We start from the raw sequence: 16,561 nt of genomic DNA, 5'->3' as shown, positions 1-16,561 counted from the left end.
CGCTCGTCGAGCCTGAGTGTTCGGTGTGTACTCGATCACGAAATGGCAACAGGGGCCTTCCGGCCCCTGGCTTCCCAGGCTCGCTCGCTAGCATGACTCTCGGCACGAAGAAGTGTCTGGCCGATGAACCGGCCGTGAACACACCTTCATTTTAGGAGCACTCGTGACTCTTCAGACCGTCATTCTCGCCGCAGGCATGGGCTCACGCCTCGGTCGCGCCCTGCCGAAGCCGCTCACCGAACTGAGCGACGGCCGCACGATCATGCGCCAGCAGCACGACAACATCCGCGCCGCCTTCGGCACCGACGCACGCATCACCGCAGTCGTCGGCTACCGCGCAGAGACCATCATCGAGGCGTTCCCGAGCGTCAACTACGTCCACAACGAGCGCTACGACGAGACCAACACGTCGAAGAGCCTGCTGCGCGCCCTTGCGGCGACCGGCAAGAGCGGCGTGCTCTGGATGAACGGCGACGTGGTCTTCGACCCGATGATCCTCGGCCGCGCGGTCGAGTTCATCGAGCGCGAGCAGTCGTTCGTCACGGTCAACACCGCGAAGGTCAGCGATGAAGAGGTGAAGTACACGGTCACGGCCGAGGGCTTCATCAAGGAGCTGTCGAAGACCGTCAAGGGCGGCCTCGGTGAGGCTGTCGGCATCAACTACATCTCGGCAGCGAACAAGAAGGCGTTCATGCGCCAGCTGCAGCGCGTCGAGGATCAGGACTACTTCGAACGGGGCCTCGAACTCGCGATCGCCGAGGACGGCCTGCTCCTCGAGCCGATGGACGTGTCCGACCTTTACGCCGTCGAGGTCGACTTCGCCGAAGACCTCGAGCGGGCGAACCTCTTCGTCTGACTCTCTCCGCCCTTCGCGCGTCGAAGGGCTCGTCACGCCGGGAGCCGCATCCATTCACGGATGCGGCTCCCGGCGTTTTCGCGGTATCTCTTCCTAGGATCGAGTCATGGCGCGCAAGGTGCACAAGATCCATTCCCTCCCTGACGATGCCGCGTGGGACAAGGGCATCCCTCCGGCGGGTTCGCCTGAGCATCCGTTCATGGTGCGCGGGCTCGACAGAGTGCTGTCGATCCAGCGCCCCCTGGTGCTGGCGCACATCCGAAGCATCCGCCTGCGGCACCCCCAGGCGACCCCCACCGAGATCGTGCGGATCCTCGAGCGCCGCTACCTCGCCGCTGTGACGACCGGTGGCGCTGCCGTCGGCGCAACGGCCGTCGTTCCGGGAATCGGCACCGGCATCACCCTCGCGCTTTCGGGTGTCGAAACCGTCGGGTTCGTCGAGTCGACGGCGCTGTTCGCCCAGTCGGTCGCCGAGGTGCACGGCATCGCGCTCGAGAACCCTGACCGTGCTCGCGCCCTGGTGATGACGCTCATGCTGGGCAAGGAGGGCGTGGACCTGGTCGGTCAGCTCACCCGGCAGGTGGCAGGAAAGGGCGTCGGGCGTTCCGCCTATTGGGGCGAACTGGTGACCAAGTCGCTCCCCCGCGCGGCCGTCGGTCCGCTGGTGGATCGGCTGAAGACCATGTTCATCCATCAGTTCGCGGCACGCGGCGGTGCGTCGTTCATCGGCAAGGCGTTGCCGTTCGGGGTCGGAGCTGTGATCGGCGGGGCGGGGAACAACATCCTCGGCCGCCGAGTCCTCACCACTTCTCGGCGCGCGTTCGGCATCGCGCCCGCAATTCTCCCTCGTGAGCTCGAACCGGTCGCCGGTGCCGAGAAGCTGGAGCTGCGGATGCTGCACGGTGCGCGCTTCGCCGGGAACGCCGTCGCAGGAGCCGCAGGAACGGCGATACGCGGCGTCGGGTGGGCAGGCCGGAAGGTCGGCGAGCTGACCGTCCACCGCGGTCGCGGTGCGGACGTCGGGGCAGAGGATCCGGACACCGTTGTCCTCGAGCCCGGCAGCCCGGAGAAGCAGTAGATCACCAAAGGATCCCCCCACCCGTTGTGGCGAGCATCCAACGTCACCGCCCGACCCGACGCTAGTGTGGAATCCGTGACGGACAAGCCCGACCTCTTTACCACCGCCGGCAAGATCGCGGACCTCCGCGCTCGCTATACCGAGGCCGTCGTCGACGCCGAGGAGAAGGCGAAGGAGAAGCAGCACGCCAAAGGCAAGATGACCGCTCGCGAGCGCATCGAGCTGCTCGTTGACCCCGGCAGCTTCGTGGAGTTCGACGAGTACGTGCGCCACCGCACCACGGCGTTCGGCATGGACCGCTCCCGCCCGTACGGCGATTCCGTCGTCACCGGCGTCGGCACCATCCACGGTCGCACCGTGGCCGTGTACTCGCAGGACTTCTCGACCTTCGGCGGGTCCCTGGGCGAGGTCGCCGGCGAGAAGATCATCAAGATCATGGAGTTCGCCCTTGCCGGGGGGATGCCGTGCATCGGCATCCTCGACTCCGGTGGCGCGCGCATCCAGGAGGGCGTCGTCGCGCTCGGCAAGTACGGCGAGATCTTCCGCTTGAACACTCGCGCATCCGGCGTCATCCCGCAGATCTCCATCATCATGGGGCCGGCGGCCGGCGGCGCGGTGTACTCCCCCGCGCTCACCGACTTCGTCATCATGGTCGACAAGACGAGTCAGATGTTCGTCACCGGGCCGGACGTCATCAAGACCGTCACCGGCGAGGACGTCGGGATGGAGGAGCTGGGTGGTGCGTACACGCACAACACCCGCTCCGGCGTCGCGCACTACCTCGCGGAAGACGAGGACGACGCGATCGACTACGCGCGCACGCTGCTCAGCTTCCTGCCCGACAACAACATGGCGGAGCTGCCGACCTACGAGAGCGCCTTCGAGTTCGAGACGACGGATGCCGATCGTTCGCTGAACACTCTCATTCCGGACTCCGCGAATCAGCCGTACGACATCAAGGTCGTCATCTCGCATGTGGTCGACGACGGCGACTTCATCGAGGTGCAGCCGCTCTTCGCCCCGAACATCGTGATCGGCTTCGGCCGGGTCGAGGGCCGCTCGGTCGGAATCATCGCCAACCAGCCCTCGCAGATGGCCGGAACCCTGAACATCCAGGCCGGCGAGAAGGCCAGCCGCTTCGTCCGCTTCTGCGACGCGTTCTCGATCCCGATCGTCACGCTGGTCGATGTGCCCGGCTACCTTCCCGGCACCGACCAGGAGTGGGAAGGCGTCATCCGCCGAGGCGCGAAACTGCTCTACGCCTATGCCGAGGCCACCGTGCCGCTGGTCACCGTCATCCTTCGCAAGGCCTATGGCGGCGCCTACATCGTGATGGGCTCCAAGCAGCTCGGCGCCGATGTGAACCTGGCGTGGCCGACCGCCGAGATCGCGGTGATGGGCGGCCAGGGCGCCGTCAACATCCTCTACCGCGGTGAGATCAAGAAGGCCGAGGAGGCCGGTGAGGATGTCGCCGCCGTGCGTACGCGCCTCGCCAACGAATACACGTACGACGTCGCATCGCCGTTCCTCGCCGCCGAACGCGGCGAACTCGACGGCATCATCGAGCCGGCCAACACCCGTGTCTCGATCGCCAAGGCGCTCCGCGCCCTCCGCGGCAAGCGGGCCGAGCTGCCTCCGAAGAAGCACGGGAACATTCCGCTGTGACCGCGCAGACGCCACCAGCCGATTCGTCGGACGAGCAGCCGCCGTCGGTCGAGATCATCCGCGGCACCGCCTCCGAGGAGGAACTCGCCGCTCTCGTCGCGGTGATCAGTGATGCCTACGCGGGTGAGGCGGCGACGGCTGTCGCCGAGGAGCCGCATGTCTCCGCGTGGACGCGCACTCAGCGCTCACTGCGCACGCCGCTCCGACGCGATATTCCGTGGGGCCGCTACTCGGGCTGATCGCTGCACGGGGTGATCGGTGATCCGTGAGCCCCCAGCTCACGGATCACACGGACCACTGTCGCCCGCAAGTCGGGCGACAGCTTCGGGAGCCCCAGGCTCCCGCCGGGCTCGACCCCCATCGGTGCCCGGCTCTCCCTCCAGAGAAGCTACAAAAATACTACATCGATTAGACATAACCCTGTCAAGGGTTTTCTCGAAGACGCCGGGCGTGCTCGCGAGACGTCGCCGCTCACTCCTCCAGCAGGAGGTCCGAGGCGCGGGGCGTCAGGACCGAATCGAGCACGACGCATGCAGCTCCCACAGCCCCGACGTCGTCGCCGACGATGGTTCCGGCGACCGGGAGGGATCGAATGGCGCGCGTCGCGCTGCGTCGCTCGAGCTGCACCGGAAGCTCACGCAGATACACCTCTGAGAGCCGCGCCCAGAACGGACCACCCAGCACGACCCGATCGACGTCGAGCACGTTGGTCAGGGCGGCGATGAGGACCGACAGCCGCCGCGCCGCCTCGCGCAGCACGTGGACAGCGGTGACGTCACCAGCTGAGGCTCGCTCGCACAGCTGCGTGAACCGCTCGTCCAGCGTCTCCACGTCGGTCCCTTCCCGGTCGTCCCGGAAGACGCCGGCCCGTTCTGCCTGCTCCACGATCGCCTGCGGGGTGCAGACCACCTCGACGCAGCCCCGCGCACCACAGGAACACGACGGACCCTCGGTGTCGACGATGATGTGCCCGATCTCGCCGAAGTTCCTGGAGCTTCCGCCCACGACTTCGCCGCCTCGCACCAGTGCGGCTCCGATACCGGTGCCGAGATAGACGAACACGAACGAGTCGTCCGCGGGCCCGTGCCCGGTCCACAGCTCTCCGACCGCCGCCGCGGTCGTGTCCTTCTCCAGCATGACCGGGAGGCCGGTCGCCTCTTCGAGGACGCTCCGCAGCGGAACACGGTGCCAGCCCAGCAGCTTCGGCGGATCGATCACCGTCCCCATCTCCGCATCCAGCGGTCCGGGAGCGGCGATCCCGACGCCGGCGACCAGGGCTCTGTCGATCCCCGCTTCCTGGATCAGTTCGTCGATGGTCCGTGCCATCGCGTCGACGATGCTGCGCGGGTCCTTGTCGGGCGTACGCTTCGTCATCCTGCCGACCACACGACCGGTGAGATCCAAGAGCACGAAGGTCATCACGGCCGGGTCCAGATGCACCCCGACCGAGAAGTGGCTCTCCGCGTTCAGGCGCAGCGTGATCCTCGGCTTGCCAGGGCCGTTGATGATCCGACCCGCCTCGGCGATGAGGCCGTCTTCGATCAGCCGCCGAGTGATGTTGGTGACCGTCTGCGCCGACAGCCCCGTCGCGTCCGCGAGTTCGATCCGGCTGAGCCCCTCGCCGGAACGGCGTATAGCTTCGAGGATGACCGATTGATTGAAGTCGCCCATCCTTGGGAGATTCGTGCCGCGTCGCGTGCCCATCGTCCAATCTTCCCCCATCGGGTGCGGATCCGTATCTCCGAATCGGCGTCGGCGATTTGTCCCCCGAAATACCTACAGACAAGTACTCGACAATCGCGCAGACTTGACGAGACGCTTCGCGTTCGGCTGGTCTCTTTGTCCCAGGGTAGACAGACGCTGATCGGCCACCAGCGGACAGTTTTCGGGTAACTGACCGCACGGCGAGGGGTAGGCGGAATCCGCCACCCCTCGCCACTTCTTATTCCGGTGCGTTCTCGCGCGGGATCTCGTGCCACAGGTCGACGAGGTCGTCATCGTTCGAACCGGCAGATCCTGCCCGTCCGACGATCGTGACCGCGGTGCGCTGATCACGAGCGGCCCTGATGATCAGACGACCGGCGCTCGCACTGGCCAGGACGCCGGCGAGCTCGTCTCTGATCTGAGCACGACGGTTCTCGCCGATGTCATCGAGTCCGCCCTCGTCGAACACGGTCACCACGACACCACGACGCCGCACCTCGCTGATCGCATCCCTGACGGCGTCGTTGAGGAGGTCGGCTCCGCGCAGTTCGTCGCGCAGGCGGCCCTCGGCCAGCCGCGCCTCCATGCGCTCGCCCTCCGTGAGCACACCACGAGAAGCGACGGCTCGGCTGAGCACGGGACCAGCGACCGCCAAGGCGAACTGCGTTCGCACCCGCCGCTCGCGCTGGCGCACCTCCTGCGTCGCATGCCACGCCGACACGGCCTGCTGGATGTCAGCCAGTCGTTCCGTATCGCGCACGGCACGATCCCAGAACATCACCAGCAATCGAGCGATCACTATCCACATGATCGAGCCGACCAGCCCGAGATTGAGCGAGACGATGAGGCCGAGATGGGTCGCCGACGACACGATGAGGGCCAGCAGGATCAACCATCCGAACAGGAAGCGTCGACGCACGATGCAGACGACCCCCAGGACACCCAGTCCGCCGATGTACCACGTCGCGAACGGCGCCGTGTACGACGTCGGGTCAAGCGACAGCGTGACCAGAGTCGGGATGAGCAGACTGGCGCCCAGAGCGAAGATCGCCGACCACAACGGCATTCTCACGCTCGCCGCAGACTCCCCCAGAATCGCGATGTTCACGACGAGGAGATACAGCGCGATCGCCGCGACCATCAGGAGCGGGGCGGTCGGCTGTTCGATCCACCACACCCCTCTGGCTGCGAAGTACATGGCGAAGCCGACGGCAAGAGACGTCGCGACGCTGCGCACGGTCCAGTTCACGTCCGCTCCCAGCCGAGCACCACGGTCGTCCCCTGCGGAGTCGAATCGATCGTGGCCGTGCCTGCGACGCCCGCCATCCTGGCGAAGATCGAGGCCCGGATGCCGAGCCGATCCTCGGCGATCGCATCGACGTCGAATCCGGGACCCGCGTCGCTGATCGTGACGGTGATGCCCTCGTTGCCACGACCCTCGGCCACGATGTGCAGCCCCCGACCTTTGGCATGCGCAACAGCGTTGCCGATCGATTGACGCGCGGCGAGCACGAGCGCACGTGCGACCCGCCCGGGGATCAGCCCGATCCCCCCGCGCTCCTCGACGACGGCATCCACTCCCTGTTCGGAGAGCGCCCTGCGCAACTCGATGACGATCTGCGCGGTCGCCACCGGCTCGTCACTGCCCTCTTGGGCCACAGCCGCCTCGGTGTTGGCGAGCCTGGTGAGCGCCTCGCGGGCCATGCCGACGGCAAGATCGCGGGCTCGCTCCCCTTCGGAGCGCTCCGCGGCGATCAGCGCGGCCAGCACGCTGTCGTGCATGAGCGCCGCCATGGCGACGCGCTCCTCCTCGGCAGCCGCCGCAGCCGCCGCTGCGGCATAGGACGACACCGCACGGCCGCGCGCGTCGTCGACTCCTGCGGCGACCGAGCGGAACATCCATCCGAGCGAGATGATCACGATGCCGAGGATCAGCGTGAAGGAGAAGTCGAAGGCGGTCTTCACCCAGAACTCGCTGGAGAACCCGCCCTGCACAAGACGGACGTAGCCGTAGACGACGGGCACGCCGATCGCCCACGTGAGCTGCAACCAGAGCGGGAACGCCAGCATCGCTGCGACCACTCCGACATTCACCAGGAAGAAGATCCACGGCTGTTCGCCCGCGCCCTTCGCTGCGGGATCGACGACCAACGGCCAGGCCGCGAGTGCCGCGACGTAGGCGATCGCGAACGAACCGGACGCGATGCGCACACCCCGCCCGAGCACACAGGCGAGGAGCATCACCGCCAGTGGGACGAAGACCACCAGGAGCATGACGACGCGCGGGGCGTCGACACGCGAGATCGTGCTGATGGCTGAGATCAGCGCCTGCGCCCCGAGCACGGCGGAGCCGATCGCCACCACGATCGCGAGGATGCGCTCCATGCGCTTGCCGGTGAAGCGCTCGAACTCCGCCTCCGCAGCGCCAGGAGACGGAATCTGGTTCCACGCCTCGCGGATGCTCAGCGTGTCAGCTGACATGCGGCGACCTGTCGGCCGGCAGGATCCCGTCCTCCACGGCGCGCCGCACCAGGTCGAGCTTGGTCGGCGCCGGGCGTCCCACCACGACGTACTTCACTCGAATCCGGGAGAGGTTCTCCTTCGCCGTCGAATAGGCGACGCCCAGCCGCTCCGCCACGGCTTTCAGCGGCAGCCCGGTCGCGTAGAGGCGCAGCACGTCGCGCTCCCGACGGGAGAGTTGCGCGTCGGCGAAGTCGCGGTCGCCGTCGACTGCGCTCGCCCACTCGACGTTGTTCAGCGCCTCGCCGTTGGCGACGGTGCGGATCGCATCGAGCACGTCATCCAGCGGGGAGGACTTGCTGACAATGCCGACCGCGCCCGCCGCCAGCGCCTCGCGCACCGCGTCCGGGCGGTCGGCCACACTGTGGATGACGACGCTCGCTCCGTCGGCGACCAGAGCTGTCACGTTCTCGGTGACGGTCGTGCCATCGCCGAGCGTCAGATCGAGGGCGACCACGTCCGCCGGCGCGGAGCCGGTGGCTCCTCGCCAGTCCAGGTACGCGCGCACGGAACTGCCGGAGAAGACCACGGTCTGGCCTCCATCACGTGAGCACGCCGCCTCGAGTCCGAGACGAACGGACTCGTGATCATCGATCAGTGCGACCCTGCTCATGCGTTCAGCCTATTCCAGCGCTGACGCCTCGTCAGCGCTGGAGGAGCGCGACGACCTCGAAATGGTGCGAATGAGGGAAGAGATCGTACGCGCGCATCTCGGTCACCTGCCATCCGTGCCCGCGGAACGTCCCGAGATCGCGTGCGAGCGCGACCGGGTCGCAGGCGACGTAGGCGATGGCCGTCGGGGCGAGGGCGTTCACGGCGTCCACAACAGCTCGGCCAGCGCCGGCCCGCGGCGGATCGAGCACGACGGCACCGGCGGAAGTCCCCTCGGGCAGGGTGTCGAGGTACCGCTCGACTCGTGCGGTCACGGCTGTGACGTCCAGGGGCTCGAGGTTCTCCCGAGCCTGCATGGTCGCACGGCGGCTGGATTCCACGGTCACGATGTCCGTGGCGCCGAGGTCTGCGAGCGTCGCAGCGAAGAGTCCGACGCCGCCGTACAGGTCGAAGTGCGTGGCGGAGGGGTCGACCCGTCCGGCGAGGAGCTCACGCACTGCGCCGTCGAGCACGGGGGCCGCCTGCGAGTGCACCTGCCAGAACCCGCCTGCGTCGACCTGGAAGCTCCGTCCGCCGACGCGCTCGCGCACGATCTCCGGAGCCGCCCGCTTGTCGCTGCCCCGGGGTGGGCGCCGGCCGGTGTCGACCTTGCGGATCACGCGGACTTGGCCGTCCGCCGGCTCCACGAGGTCGATCCGACCGAACTTCGCATCGCGCAGGTCGAGGGCTGCGGCGGCCACGACAGGTCGCGCGAGCGGATACGAGGTCACCGGGATGACCCGGTGACTGCGCGCGGCGTACGGCCCGACGCGTCCCGCATCGTCGACGTGCAACGTCATCCTGGTGCGCCATCCGGTCCCGTCACCGGCGTCGACGGCTTCCACCTCTGGCGCTTCCAGACCGGAACCTGCGAACTTCTCGAGCGCCTCGCTGAGCACCTGACGCTTCAGGATGCGCTGGTGTGCCAGTTCGATGTGCCCCAGGTCCGCGCCACCAGGACGATCGGCGGGGTCCCGAGAGACATCTGCCTCTGCCCAGACGTGCGGGCGTCGGTGCGGGGATGCCTCGAGCACCTCGACCGTCTCCGCACGCCAGAAGCTCCGCTTGTCCTCGCCCCCCTCCTTGGGGTCGAGCAGGCGCGCGCGCACCCGCTCGCCCGGGATCGCGTCGGAGACGAACACCACGCGGCCTTCGTGGCGGGCGATGAACGTGCCGCCGTGTGCGATGCCGGTGATATCGAGGTCGAGCAGGCCGGCTGAGGGAGAAGTCATTATTCGAGGATACGGTGGAGAACATGCGCGTCTGCCTGGCATCCACCTCCCCTGCCCGACTCATGCTGCTGCGTCAGGCCGGGATCGAGCCGCTGACACTCGCCCCGGAGGTCGATGAGGATGCCGTTGCCGCCGCCGCGGCCGCTGAGCGCGGCGCCGAGCTTCCTCCCGGGGAGCTGGTTCTCCTGCTCGCGCGGGCGAAAGCGGCCGATGTCGCGAACCGCATCACGACGCTGGATCCGGCGTTCGACGGCATCGTGATCGGCGGCGACTCGATGTTCGAGCTCGGCGGCCGCGTCTACGGCAAGCCGTACACGCCGGAGGAGGCGACTCGGCGCTGGCAGGAGATGCGCGGCGCGACCGGCGTCCTGCACTCCGGGCACTCCGTGTTCCGCATCTCGCCGGGAGCCGGACACCGTGAAGCGACGGCGGTCGCCGATGCCGCGGTCACCTTCGCCGACGACATCGGCGACGAGGAGATCGCCGCCTACGTCGCCTCCGGCGAGCCGCTGCACGTGGCCGGCGCGTTCACGGTGGACAGCCTCGGCGGAGCGTTCATCACGCGGGTGGACGGGGACCCCTCGACGGTGGTCGGCATGTCGCTGTCGACGGTGCGCCTCCTCGCCGCCGAACTGGGCGTCGTGTGGACCGACCTGTGGTCCGCACGACCGGCTCAAGGACCGGAATCGGACTCGTAGACTCTCCTCCACGTTCTCGCCCCTTTCTTGTGGAGAGTCGTCAAAACGATCGCGTCCGTTCTCGCTAGGCTGGCAACCATGCCTGCTATCGCCAAGGTGCTCGTCGCCAACCGCGGCGAGATCGCCGTACGCATCATCCGCGCAGCCCGTGATTCCGGGATCGCCTCCGTCGCCGTTTACGCCGACCAGGACCGGGATGCACTGCACACCCGACTGGCCGACGAGGCATATGCCCTGGGCGGCGCGACGAGTGCCGAGACCTACCTGCAGATCGACAAGATCCTCTCGATCGCGCGTCGCGCCGGCGCCGATGCCGTGCACCCCGGCTACGGCTTCCTCGCCGAGAACGCCGAATTCGCGCGGGCGGTCATCGCCGCCGGCATGATCTGGATCGGCCCCTCTCCCGACGCGATCGAGTCGCTCGGCGACAAGGTCACCGCACGGCATGTCGCCGAGAAGGTCGGAGCCCCCCTCGCACCGGGCACCCCCGGCCCCGTCGAATCGGCCGACGAGGTCATCGCGTTCGCGAAGGAGTTCGGCCTGCCGATCGCGATCAAGGCTGCCTACGGCGGCGGCGGTCGCGGCCTGAAGGTCGCCCGCGAACTCGACGAGGTGGCTGAGATGTTCGACTCGGCGACGCGTGAGGCGATCACCGCGTTCGGACGCGGCGAGTGCTTCGTGGAGAAGTATCTCGACAAGCCGCGCCACGTCGAGACCCAGTGCCTGGCGGATGCCGAAGGCAACGTCGTCGTCATCTCGACGCGCGACTGCTCGCTGCAGCGCCGCCACCAGAAGCTCGTCGAGGAGGCGCCGGCGCCGTTCCTCACCGAGGAGCAGAACAGCCAGCTGTACGCGGCGTCCAAGGCCATCCTCAAGGAGGTCGGCTACGTCGGCGCCGGCACCTGTGAGTTCCTGATCGGTGCGGACGGCACCGTCTCGTTCCTCGAGGTGAACACCCGACTCCAGGTCGAGCACCCGGTCTCCGAAGAGGTCACCGGCATCGATCTGGTGCGCGAGCAGTTCCGCATCGCGAGCGGCGGCACCATCGATTACGACGACCCGACGCCGGTCGGGCACTCGATCGAGTTCCGTATCAACGGCGAGGACCCCGGTCGCGGCTTCCTCCCCCAGCCCGGACCGATCCACGTCTTCAAGACGTTCGGCGGCCCCGGCATCCGCCTCGACTCCGGCGTCACCGCCGGGGACTCCGTCTCGGGTGCGTTCGACTCGCTGCTCGCCAAGATCATCGTCACCGGAAAGGACCGGGAGGAAGCACTGGAGCGTGCCCGCCGCGCCCTCGACGAGTTCGAGGTCGCGGGCCTTCCCACGGTGCTCCCGTTCCACCGCAAGGTGGTCCGCGATCCCGCCTTCACCGCGGAAGACGGCCGCTTCGGCATCTTCACCCGCTGGATCGAGACCGAGTTCGTGAACGACATCCCCGCGTGGGACGGCGAGCTGGAGGCACCGTCCACCGGCCCCGGTCGCCACACCGTCGTCGTCGAGGTCGCTGGCAAGCGCCTCGAGGTGAGCCTGCCCGATCGGGTCGCCGCGGCCGCGGGCACCGCCGGGCGTCCGGCTGCCGTGCCGCCGTCGCGCCGCAGCCACGCGACGACCGTGAACGCCGGTGCCGCCGGCGATGCGGTCAAGTCGCCGATGCAGGCCACCGTCGTCAAGATCGCCGTCGAAGAGGGCCAGCAGGTCGTCAAGGGCGACCTGGTGGTCGTGCTCGAGGCGATGAAGATGGAGCAGCCGCTGCAGGCGCACAAGGACGGCACCATCGGCACCATCAACGCCGAGGCCGGCACGACGGTCGCCGCGGGGCACCAGCTTCTGACCATCAGCTGACATACGCGAAAGGCGCCCCACTTCGGTGGGGCGCCTTTCGCATGCTTCAACTGATGTTGACCAGGTGCATCGCCCTGGTGGCGTCCGTGATGCTCCCGGACAGCGAAGGGTACGCCGCGAACACGCGCGAGACCTGATCGACGTTGAGACGCCTTTCGACGGCCAACGCGATCGGGTAGATCAGTTCTGAGGCCTTCGGCGCCACGATCACGCCGCCGATCACCGTGCCCGATCCCTTCCGCGCGATGATCTTGACGAAGCCGTCCTTGATACCCATCATCTTCGCCCGCGGGTTCGCCGCCAGCGGCAGCTTGTAGACGATGCCGTCCGCTGCGCCGTCCTCGACGTCCTTCTCGGAGAAGCCGACCGTCGCGATCTCAGGGGCGGTGAAGATGTTCGAGGTGATCTTGCGCAGCTCGAGCGGAATGACGATGTCGCCGAGCGCGTGGAACACTGCTGTGCGCCCCTGCATCGCGGCCACCGAGGCCAGCGGGAAGAAGTTCGTGCAGTCACCGACCGAGTAGACGTTCGGCACCGAGGTGCGCGCGACCCGGTTGACGCGCACGTGGCCGGACTCGTCCAATTCAACGCCCGCCTCCTCGAGACCGATCCCCGCCGTGTTCGGAATCGATCCGACCGCCATCAGGCAGTGGCTGCCCTCAACGGTGCGCCCGTCGGACAGCGTCACAAGCACGCCCGTCGCGGTGGTCTCGACGCTGTCGGCACGGGATTTGGAGAGAACCTGCATCCCGCCGCGCTTGAAGACCTTCTCGAGCACGCGCGCAGCATCCTGGTCCTCACCGGGGAGAACCTGGTCGCGACTGGAGATCAGGGTGACCTTCGCGCCGAGGTTCATGTACGCGGACGCGAACTCGGCGCCGGTGACACCGGAGCCGACCACGATGAGGTGCTCGGGAAGCGCCTTCATGTCGTAGAGCTGCGTCCAGGTGAGGATGCGCTTGCCGTCGGGCTTGGCCGAGTCGAGTTCGCGCGGCGATGCGCCGACGGAGATCACGAGGGTGTCGGCCTCGACGCGATCGAAGTCCGTGCCGCCGGGGCCGGTCGAGACGACGAGCGCGTTCGGACCCTCCAGTCGTCCGTGGCCGGAGAGGATGCGGACGCCCGCCTCGAGCAGCGTGTTGCGCATATCCTCCGACTGCTGTCCGGCCAGAGCCAGGAGACGCTTGTTCACCGCCGCCAGATTGATGGCGATCTCGGGCTTGAGAGGCTTCCCGTTCTCGCCTTTCGCGAAGAACTGCACGCCCAGGTCGGTCGCCTCGGAGATGGCGACGGCCGCATCGGCCGTGGCGATCAGGCTCTTCGACGGCACGACGTCGGTCAGCACCGCGGATCCGCCGACGCCGACACGCTCCACCAGGGTCACCTCGGCTCCGAGCTGCGCGGCTGCAAGAGCCGCCTCGTAACCGCCGGGACCGCCGCCGAGGACGGCGACGCGCTGAGTGCGCTCGAATGTGGTGGAAGACATGATCTCTATTCTTCCGCAATCCTGGCCCGCAAGCCCGCAGGTTCCTAGAGTGGATCCATGCCCGAAACACACAGCAACCCTCTCGACGCCCCGAACGCGAACCCCTTCGAGGTCGCGGCCCTCGCCGCAGCCGACATCGCGCGGCTGAGCGGCGTCGAGAAGCACGACATCGCCCTCACGCTCGGCAGCGGCTGGGGCAAAGCAGCCGACATCATCGGCGAGACCATCGCGACGATCCCGGCGACCGAGGTCACCGGGTTCTCGAAGCCGGCCCTGGAAGGTCATGTCGGCACCCTGCGCAGCATCCGCACCCCCGACGGCAAGAACGTCCTCGTGATCGGCGCGCGCACGCACTACTACGAGAGCCACGGCGTGCGCCGGGTCGTGCACAGTGTGCGCACGGCCGCCGCCACGGGTGCTCGGATCATGGTGCTGACCAACGGCGCCGGCGGCATCCGCGAGACCTGGAAGCCCGGCCAGCCCGTCCTGATCAGCGACCACATCAACCTCACGGCCGATTCGCCGCTCGAGGGCGCCACCTTCATCGACCTCACCGACCTGTATTCGAAGCGCCTGCGCGATATTGCCCACACCGTCGATCCGTCGCTCGATGAGGGCGTGTACTGCCAGTTCCGCGGGCCGCACTACGAGACGCCGGCCGAAGTGCAGATGGCGAAGGCGATCGGCGGCGACATCGTCGGCATGTCGACGGCGCTCGAGGCGATCGCGGCCCGTGAGGCCGGGATGGAGATCCTCGGGTTCTCGCTCATCACGAACCTCGCGGCCGGCATCCAGCAGTCGCCGCTCAGCCATGCCGAGGTGATCGAGGCAGGGCGCGAGGCCGAACCGGTGATCTCGGCCCTCCTGGCCCGCGTCGTGGAGGCCCTGTGAACGAGCAGCGCATCGACGAGGCGCGCGCCTGGCTGCGCCAGGATCCCGACCACGAGACCCGCGACGAACTCGCCGCGCTCATCACGCGGGCGGCCGGCGGCGACGACATCGCCGCCGCCGACCTCGACGACCGCTTCAGCACCCGCCTCGCCTTCGGCACGGCTGGGCTCCGCGGTGAGCTGGGCGCCGGCAGCAACCGGATGAACCGCGTGCTCGTCGCACAGGCCGCCGCCGGATTCGCCGCGTATCTCCGCGCCCGCGCGCACGGCGGCACGCCGACCGTCGTGATCGGATACGACGGCCGGCGCAACTCGCGGATCTTCGCCGCGGACTCCGCCGAACTGTTCGCCGGTGCCGGGCTCCGTGCGATCCTGCTGCCGCGGCTGCTGCCCACCCCCGTGCTCGCGTTCGCCGTGCGCCACCTCGGTGCGGATGCCGGCGTGATGGTCACCGCGAGCCACAACCCGCCGAACGACAACGGGTACAAGGTCTATCTCGGCGGCGCGGACAACGGCTCGCAGATCGTCGCCCCCGCCGATGCCGATATCGCTGCGGCCATCCAGCGAGTCGCGGATGCCGGTGATGTGGGCGCACTCCCCCGTTCGACCGGGTACGAGACGGCCTCGGAGGACATCGTCGACGCGTACATCGCCGCGACCTCCGCCGTGGCCCCGGCACCCGCCGGGGCGGCCGGGATGTCGTGGGTGTACACAGCGCTGCACGGCGTGGGCTGGGAGACCTTCTCGCGGATCCTCGCACAGGCCGGATACCCGCAGCCCGCCATCGTGGACGAACAGCTGTCGCCGGACGCGACCTTCCGCACGGTCTCCTTCCCGAACCCGGAAGAACCCGGGGCTATGGATCTGGCGTTCGCCACGGCGCGTCGGGTGAACGCGGACTTCATTCTCGCGAACGACCCGGATGCGGATCGTCTGGCCGTCGCGATCCCGGACGAGTCCGCAGACGGCGGCTGGCGCCGCCTCACCGGCAATGAGGTCGGCCTGCTGCTCGGCGCCCGCGCCGCGCGGGACGCCGCCGGGACGCCCGGCGCCGCGTTGGCGTGCTCTCTGGTCTCCTCCCCTGGTCTCGCGGCCGTCGCCGCCCACCATGGCCTCGACTTCCACGAGACGCTCACCGGCTTCAAGTGGATCTCCCGCGCACCGGGCCTGGTCTTCGGCTTCGAGGAAGCCCTCGGCTACCTCGTGAACCCGGAGACGGTGCGCGATAAGGACGGCATCTCCGCCGCGATCGCGATCCTCGGACTCGCGGCCGAAGCCCGCGAGCGCGGCGCGACGCTGGCGACCCTGGTCGCCGAACTCGGAGACACCTACGGCCATTTCGCGAGCGGTCAGGTCTCGGTGCGGGTCGACGACCTCTCGGTCATCTCGAACGTCATGCTGTCGCTGCGGACGCTGCCACCGACGCACATCGGCGCGCACGCGATCGCGTCGGCAGAGGATCTGCTGCAAGCGGGCCCCGGCGAGGCGTCCGGTGACGTGCTGCGCTACCGGATGTCCGACGGGTCGCGGGTCATCGTGCGTCCGAGTGGCACCGAACCGAAGCTCAAGGTGTACCTCGACACCCGCGGTGAATCCGCCGAGCAGGCGTCGAGTGCTGTCGCCGACCTCGAGGCCGGCGTTCGCATCCTGCTGGAGGAGCGCTCCTAGCATCATGCTGAGCCGACAGGTGATCATCAGCGCGCACAACGGCGTGCACGCTCGACCCGTGGCCGAGCTCGTGCGCCTCGCGCAGGCTCACGATCGCCCGGTGACGCTGCGCACTGCGACGGGTGCGGTGGTCGATCTGAGCAGCGTGCTCGCCATGATGGACCTCGCGCTCGCTCCCGGCGACGTCGTGACCCTGGAGACCGCGGAGTCGACCGGTGCGGCCACGGTGCTCGACACCCTGGCCGCGGTGCTCGATCCGCGGAAGTAG

The 16,561-nt window shown here is 68.3% G+C and carries 15 protein-coding genes; 9 read left to right on the top strand and 6 right to left on the bottom strand.

The window, feature by feature from the left end; genetic code table 11:
* The first annotated feature begins 163 nt into the window (after nucleotides 1-163).
* The 4 genes from MRBLWO13_RS11740 to MRBLWO13_RS11725 all read left to right on the top strand — a co-directional run bounded on the left by MRBLWO13_RS11740 (nucleotide 164) and on the right by MRBLWO13_RS11725 (nucleotide 3,838).
* Entirely contained in the window at nucleotides 164-856 is a 693-nt protein-coding gene (locus MRBLWO13_RS11740; RefSeq protein WP_341974179.1) for a phosphocholine cytidylyltransferase family protein, read from the top strand.
* A 106-nt stretch (nucleotides 857-962) separates the two neighbouring features.
* Nucleotides 963-1,934, top strand: a complete 972-nt coding sequence (locus MRBLWO13_RS11735) for a hypothetical protein (protein WP_341974178.1) — start codon at nucleotides 963-965, stop codon at nucleotides 1,932-1,934.
* Nucleotides 1,935-2,000: 66 nt separating this feature from the next.
* The gene (locus tag MRBLWO13_RS11730) at nucleotides 2,001-3,599 is read left to right on the top strand and encodes an acyl-CoA carboxylase subunit beta (protein WP_341974177.1); all 1,599 of its coding nucleotides are present in this window, start codon (nucleotides 2,001-2,003) and stop codon (nucleotides 3,597-3,599) included.
* Nucleotides 3,596-3,838: an acyl-CoA carboxylase subunit epsilon gene (locus MRBLWO13_RS11725; RefSeq protein WP_341974176.1), complete on the top strand. Its 243-nt coding sequence runs from the start codon at nucleotides 3,596-3,598 to the stop codon at nucleotides 3,836-3,838. Before MRBLWO13_RS11730 ends, MRBLWO13_RS11725 begins: the two co-directional genes overlap by 4 nt.
* Before the next feature lie 232 nt (nucleotides 3,839-4,070).
* On the opposite strand, the gene MRBLWO13_RS11720 is transcribed toward MRBLWO13_RS11725, so the two are convergent.
* The 5 genes from MRBLWO13_RS11720 to MRBLWO13_RS11700 all read right to left on the bottom strand — a co-directional run bounded on the left by MRBLWO13_RS11720 (nucleotide 4,071) and on the right by MRBLWO13_RS11700 (nucleotide 9,706).
* Nucleotides 4,071-5,270, bottom strand: coding sequence for an ROK family transcriptional regulator (locus MRBLWO13_RS11720; RefSeq protein ID WP_341974175.1), 1,200 nt, complete (start codon nucleotides 5,268-5,270; stop codon nucleotides 4,071-4,073).
* Between the two features lie 271 nt (nucleotides 5,271-5,541).
* Entirely contained in the window at nucleotides 5,542-6,552 is a 1,011-nt protein-coding gene (locus MRBLWO13_RS11715) for a hypothetical protein (protein WP_341974174.1), read from the bottom strand.
* Entirely contained in the window at nucleotides 6,549-7,784 is a 1,236-nt protein-coding gene (locus MRBLWO13_RS11710; RefSeq protein WP_341974173.1) for an ATP-binding protein, read from the bottom strand. The genes MRBLWO13_RS11715 and MRBLWO13_RS11710 overlap by 4 nt, the downstream gene beginning before the upstream one ends.
* A complete protein-coding gene (locus MRBLWO13_RS11705; protein ID WP_341974172.1) occupies nucleotides 7,774-8,436 on the bottom strand; it encodes a response regulator transcription factor in 663 nt (220 codons plus the stop codon). The genes MRBLWO13_RS11710 and MRBLWO13_RS11705 overlap by 11 nt, the downstream gene beginning before the upstream one ends.
* 31 nt (nucleotides 8,437-8,467) lie before the next feature.
* On the bottom strand, nucleotides 8,468-9,706 hold the full coding sequence (locus MRBLWO13_RS11700) for a TRAM domain-containing protein (protein ID WP_341974171.1): 1,239 nt from the start codon (nucleotides 9,704-9,706) through the stop codon (nucleotides 8,468-8,470).
* 23 nt (nucleotides 9,707-9,729) lie between these two features.
* On the opposite strand from MRBLWO13_RS11700, the gene MRBLWO13_RS11695 reads away from it, so the two are divergent.
* Together MRBLWO13_RS11695 and MRBLWO13_RS11690 are read left to right on the top strand one after the other, a co-directional pair.
* On the top strand, nucleotides 9,730-10,404 hold the full coding sequence (locus MRBLWO13_RS11695; protein ID WP_341978368.1) for a Maf family protein: 675 nt from the start codon (nucleotides 9,730-9,732) through the stop codon (nucleotides 10,402-10,404).
* 78 nt (nucleotides 10,405-10,482) lie between these two features.
* Nucleotides 10,483-12,249, top strand: coding sequence for a biotin carboxylase N-terminal domain-containing protein (locus MRBLWO13_RS11690; RefSeq protein WP_341974170.1), 1,767 nt, complete (start codon nucleotides 10,483-10,485; stop codon nucleotides 12,247-12,249).
* A 46-nt stretch (nucleotides 12,250-12,295) separates the two neighbouring features.
* Here MRBLWO13_RS11690 and MRBLWO13_RS11685 read toward each other — a convergent pair whose 3' ends face one another.
* Nucleotides 12,296-13,735: an NAD(P)H-quinone dehydrogenase gene (locus MRBLWO13_RS11685; RefSeq protein ID WP_341974169.1), complete on the bottom strand. Its 1,440-nt coding sequence runs from the start codon at nucleotides 13,733-13,735 to the stop codon at nucleotides 12,296-12,298.
* Nucleotides 13,736-13,792: 57 nt separating this feature from the next.
* On the opposite strand from MRBLWO13_RS11685, the gene MRBLWO13_RS11680 reads away from it, so the two are divergent.
* Genes MRBLWO13_RS11680 through MRBLWO13_RS11670 form a run of 3 tightly spaced genes read left to right on the top strand, consistent with a single transcriptional unit; the run spans nucleotide 13,793 to nucleotide 16,561 of the window.
* Complete coding sequence (locus MRBLWO13_RS11680) at nucleotides 13,793-14,626, top strand: purine-nucleoside phosphorylase (protein ID WP_341974168.1); 834 nt, start codon at nucleotides 13,793-13,795, stop codon at nucleotides 14,624-14,626.
* A complete protein-coding gene (locus MRBLWO13_RS11675) occupies nucleotides 14,623-16,293 on the top strand; it encodes a phospho-sugar mutase (RefSeq protein ID WP_341974167.1) in 1,671 nt (556 codons plus the stop codon). The genes MRBLWO13_RS11680 and MRBLWO13_RS11675 overlap by 4 nt, the downstream gene beginning before the upstream one ends.
* Before the next feature lie 4 nt (nucleotides 16,294-16,297).
* On the top strand, nucleotides 16,298-16,561 hold the full coding sequence (locus MRBLWO13_RS11670) for an HPr family phosphocarrier protein (RefSeq protein ID WP_341974166.1): 264 nt from the start codon (nucleotides 16,298-16,300) through the stop codon (nucleotides 16,559-16,561).

This window comes from Microbacterium sp. LWO13-1.2, from assembly GCF_038397725.1.
Taxonomy (GTDB): domain Bacteria; phylum Actinomycetota; class Actinomycetes; order Actinomycetales; family Microbacteriaceae; genus Microbacterium.
Note: the sequence above shows the minus strand (reverse complement) of the source record. Positions and strands in the feature narration are given on the sequence as shown.

Coding starts and splice junctions, on each gene's coding strand:
- MRBLWO13_RS11720 (WP_341974175.1), bottom strand. CDS start 5,270: ATGGGCGACTTCAATCAATCGGTCATCCTCGAAGCTATACGCCGTTCC.
- MRBLWO13_RS11735 (WP_341974178.1), top strand. CDS start 963: ATGGCGCGCAAGGTGCACAAGATCCATTCCCTCCCTGACGATGCCGCG.
- MRBLWO13_RS11695 (WP_341978368.1), top strand. CDS start 9,730: ATGCGCGTCTGCCTGGCATCCACCTCCCCTGCCCGACTCATGCTGCTG.
- MRBLWO13_RS11685 (WP_341974169.1), bottom strand. CDS start 13,735: ATGTCTTCCACCACATTCGAGCGCACTCAGCGCGTCGCCGTCCTCGGC.
- MRBLWO13_RS11705 (WP_341974172.1), bottom strand. CDS start 8,436: ATGAGCAGGGTCGCACTGATCGATGATCACGAGTCCGTTCGTCTCGGA.
- MRBLWO13_RS11710 (WP_341974173.1), bottom strand. CDS start 7,784: ATGTCAGCTGACACGCTGAGCATCCGCGAGGCGTGGAACCAGATTCCG.
- MRBLWO13_RS11670 (WP_341974166.1), top strand. CDS start 16,298: ATGCTGAGCCGACAGGTGATCATCAGCGCGCACAACGGCGTGCACGCT.
- MRBLWO13_RS11690 (WP_341974170.1), top strand. CDS start 10,483: ATGCCTGCTATCGCCAAGGTGCTCGTCGCCAACCGCGGCGAGATCGCC.
- MRBLWO13_RS11680 (WP_341974168.1), top strand. CDS start 13,793: ATGCCCGAAACACACAGCAACCCTCTCGACGCCCCGAACGCGAACCCC.
- MRBLWO13_RS11700 (WP_341974171.1), bottom strand. CDS start 9,706: ATGACTTCTCCCTCAGCCGGCCTGCTCGACCTCGATATCACCGGCATC.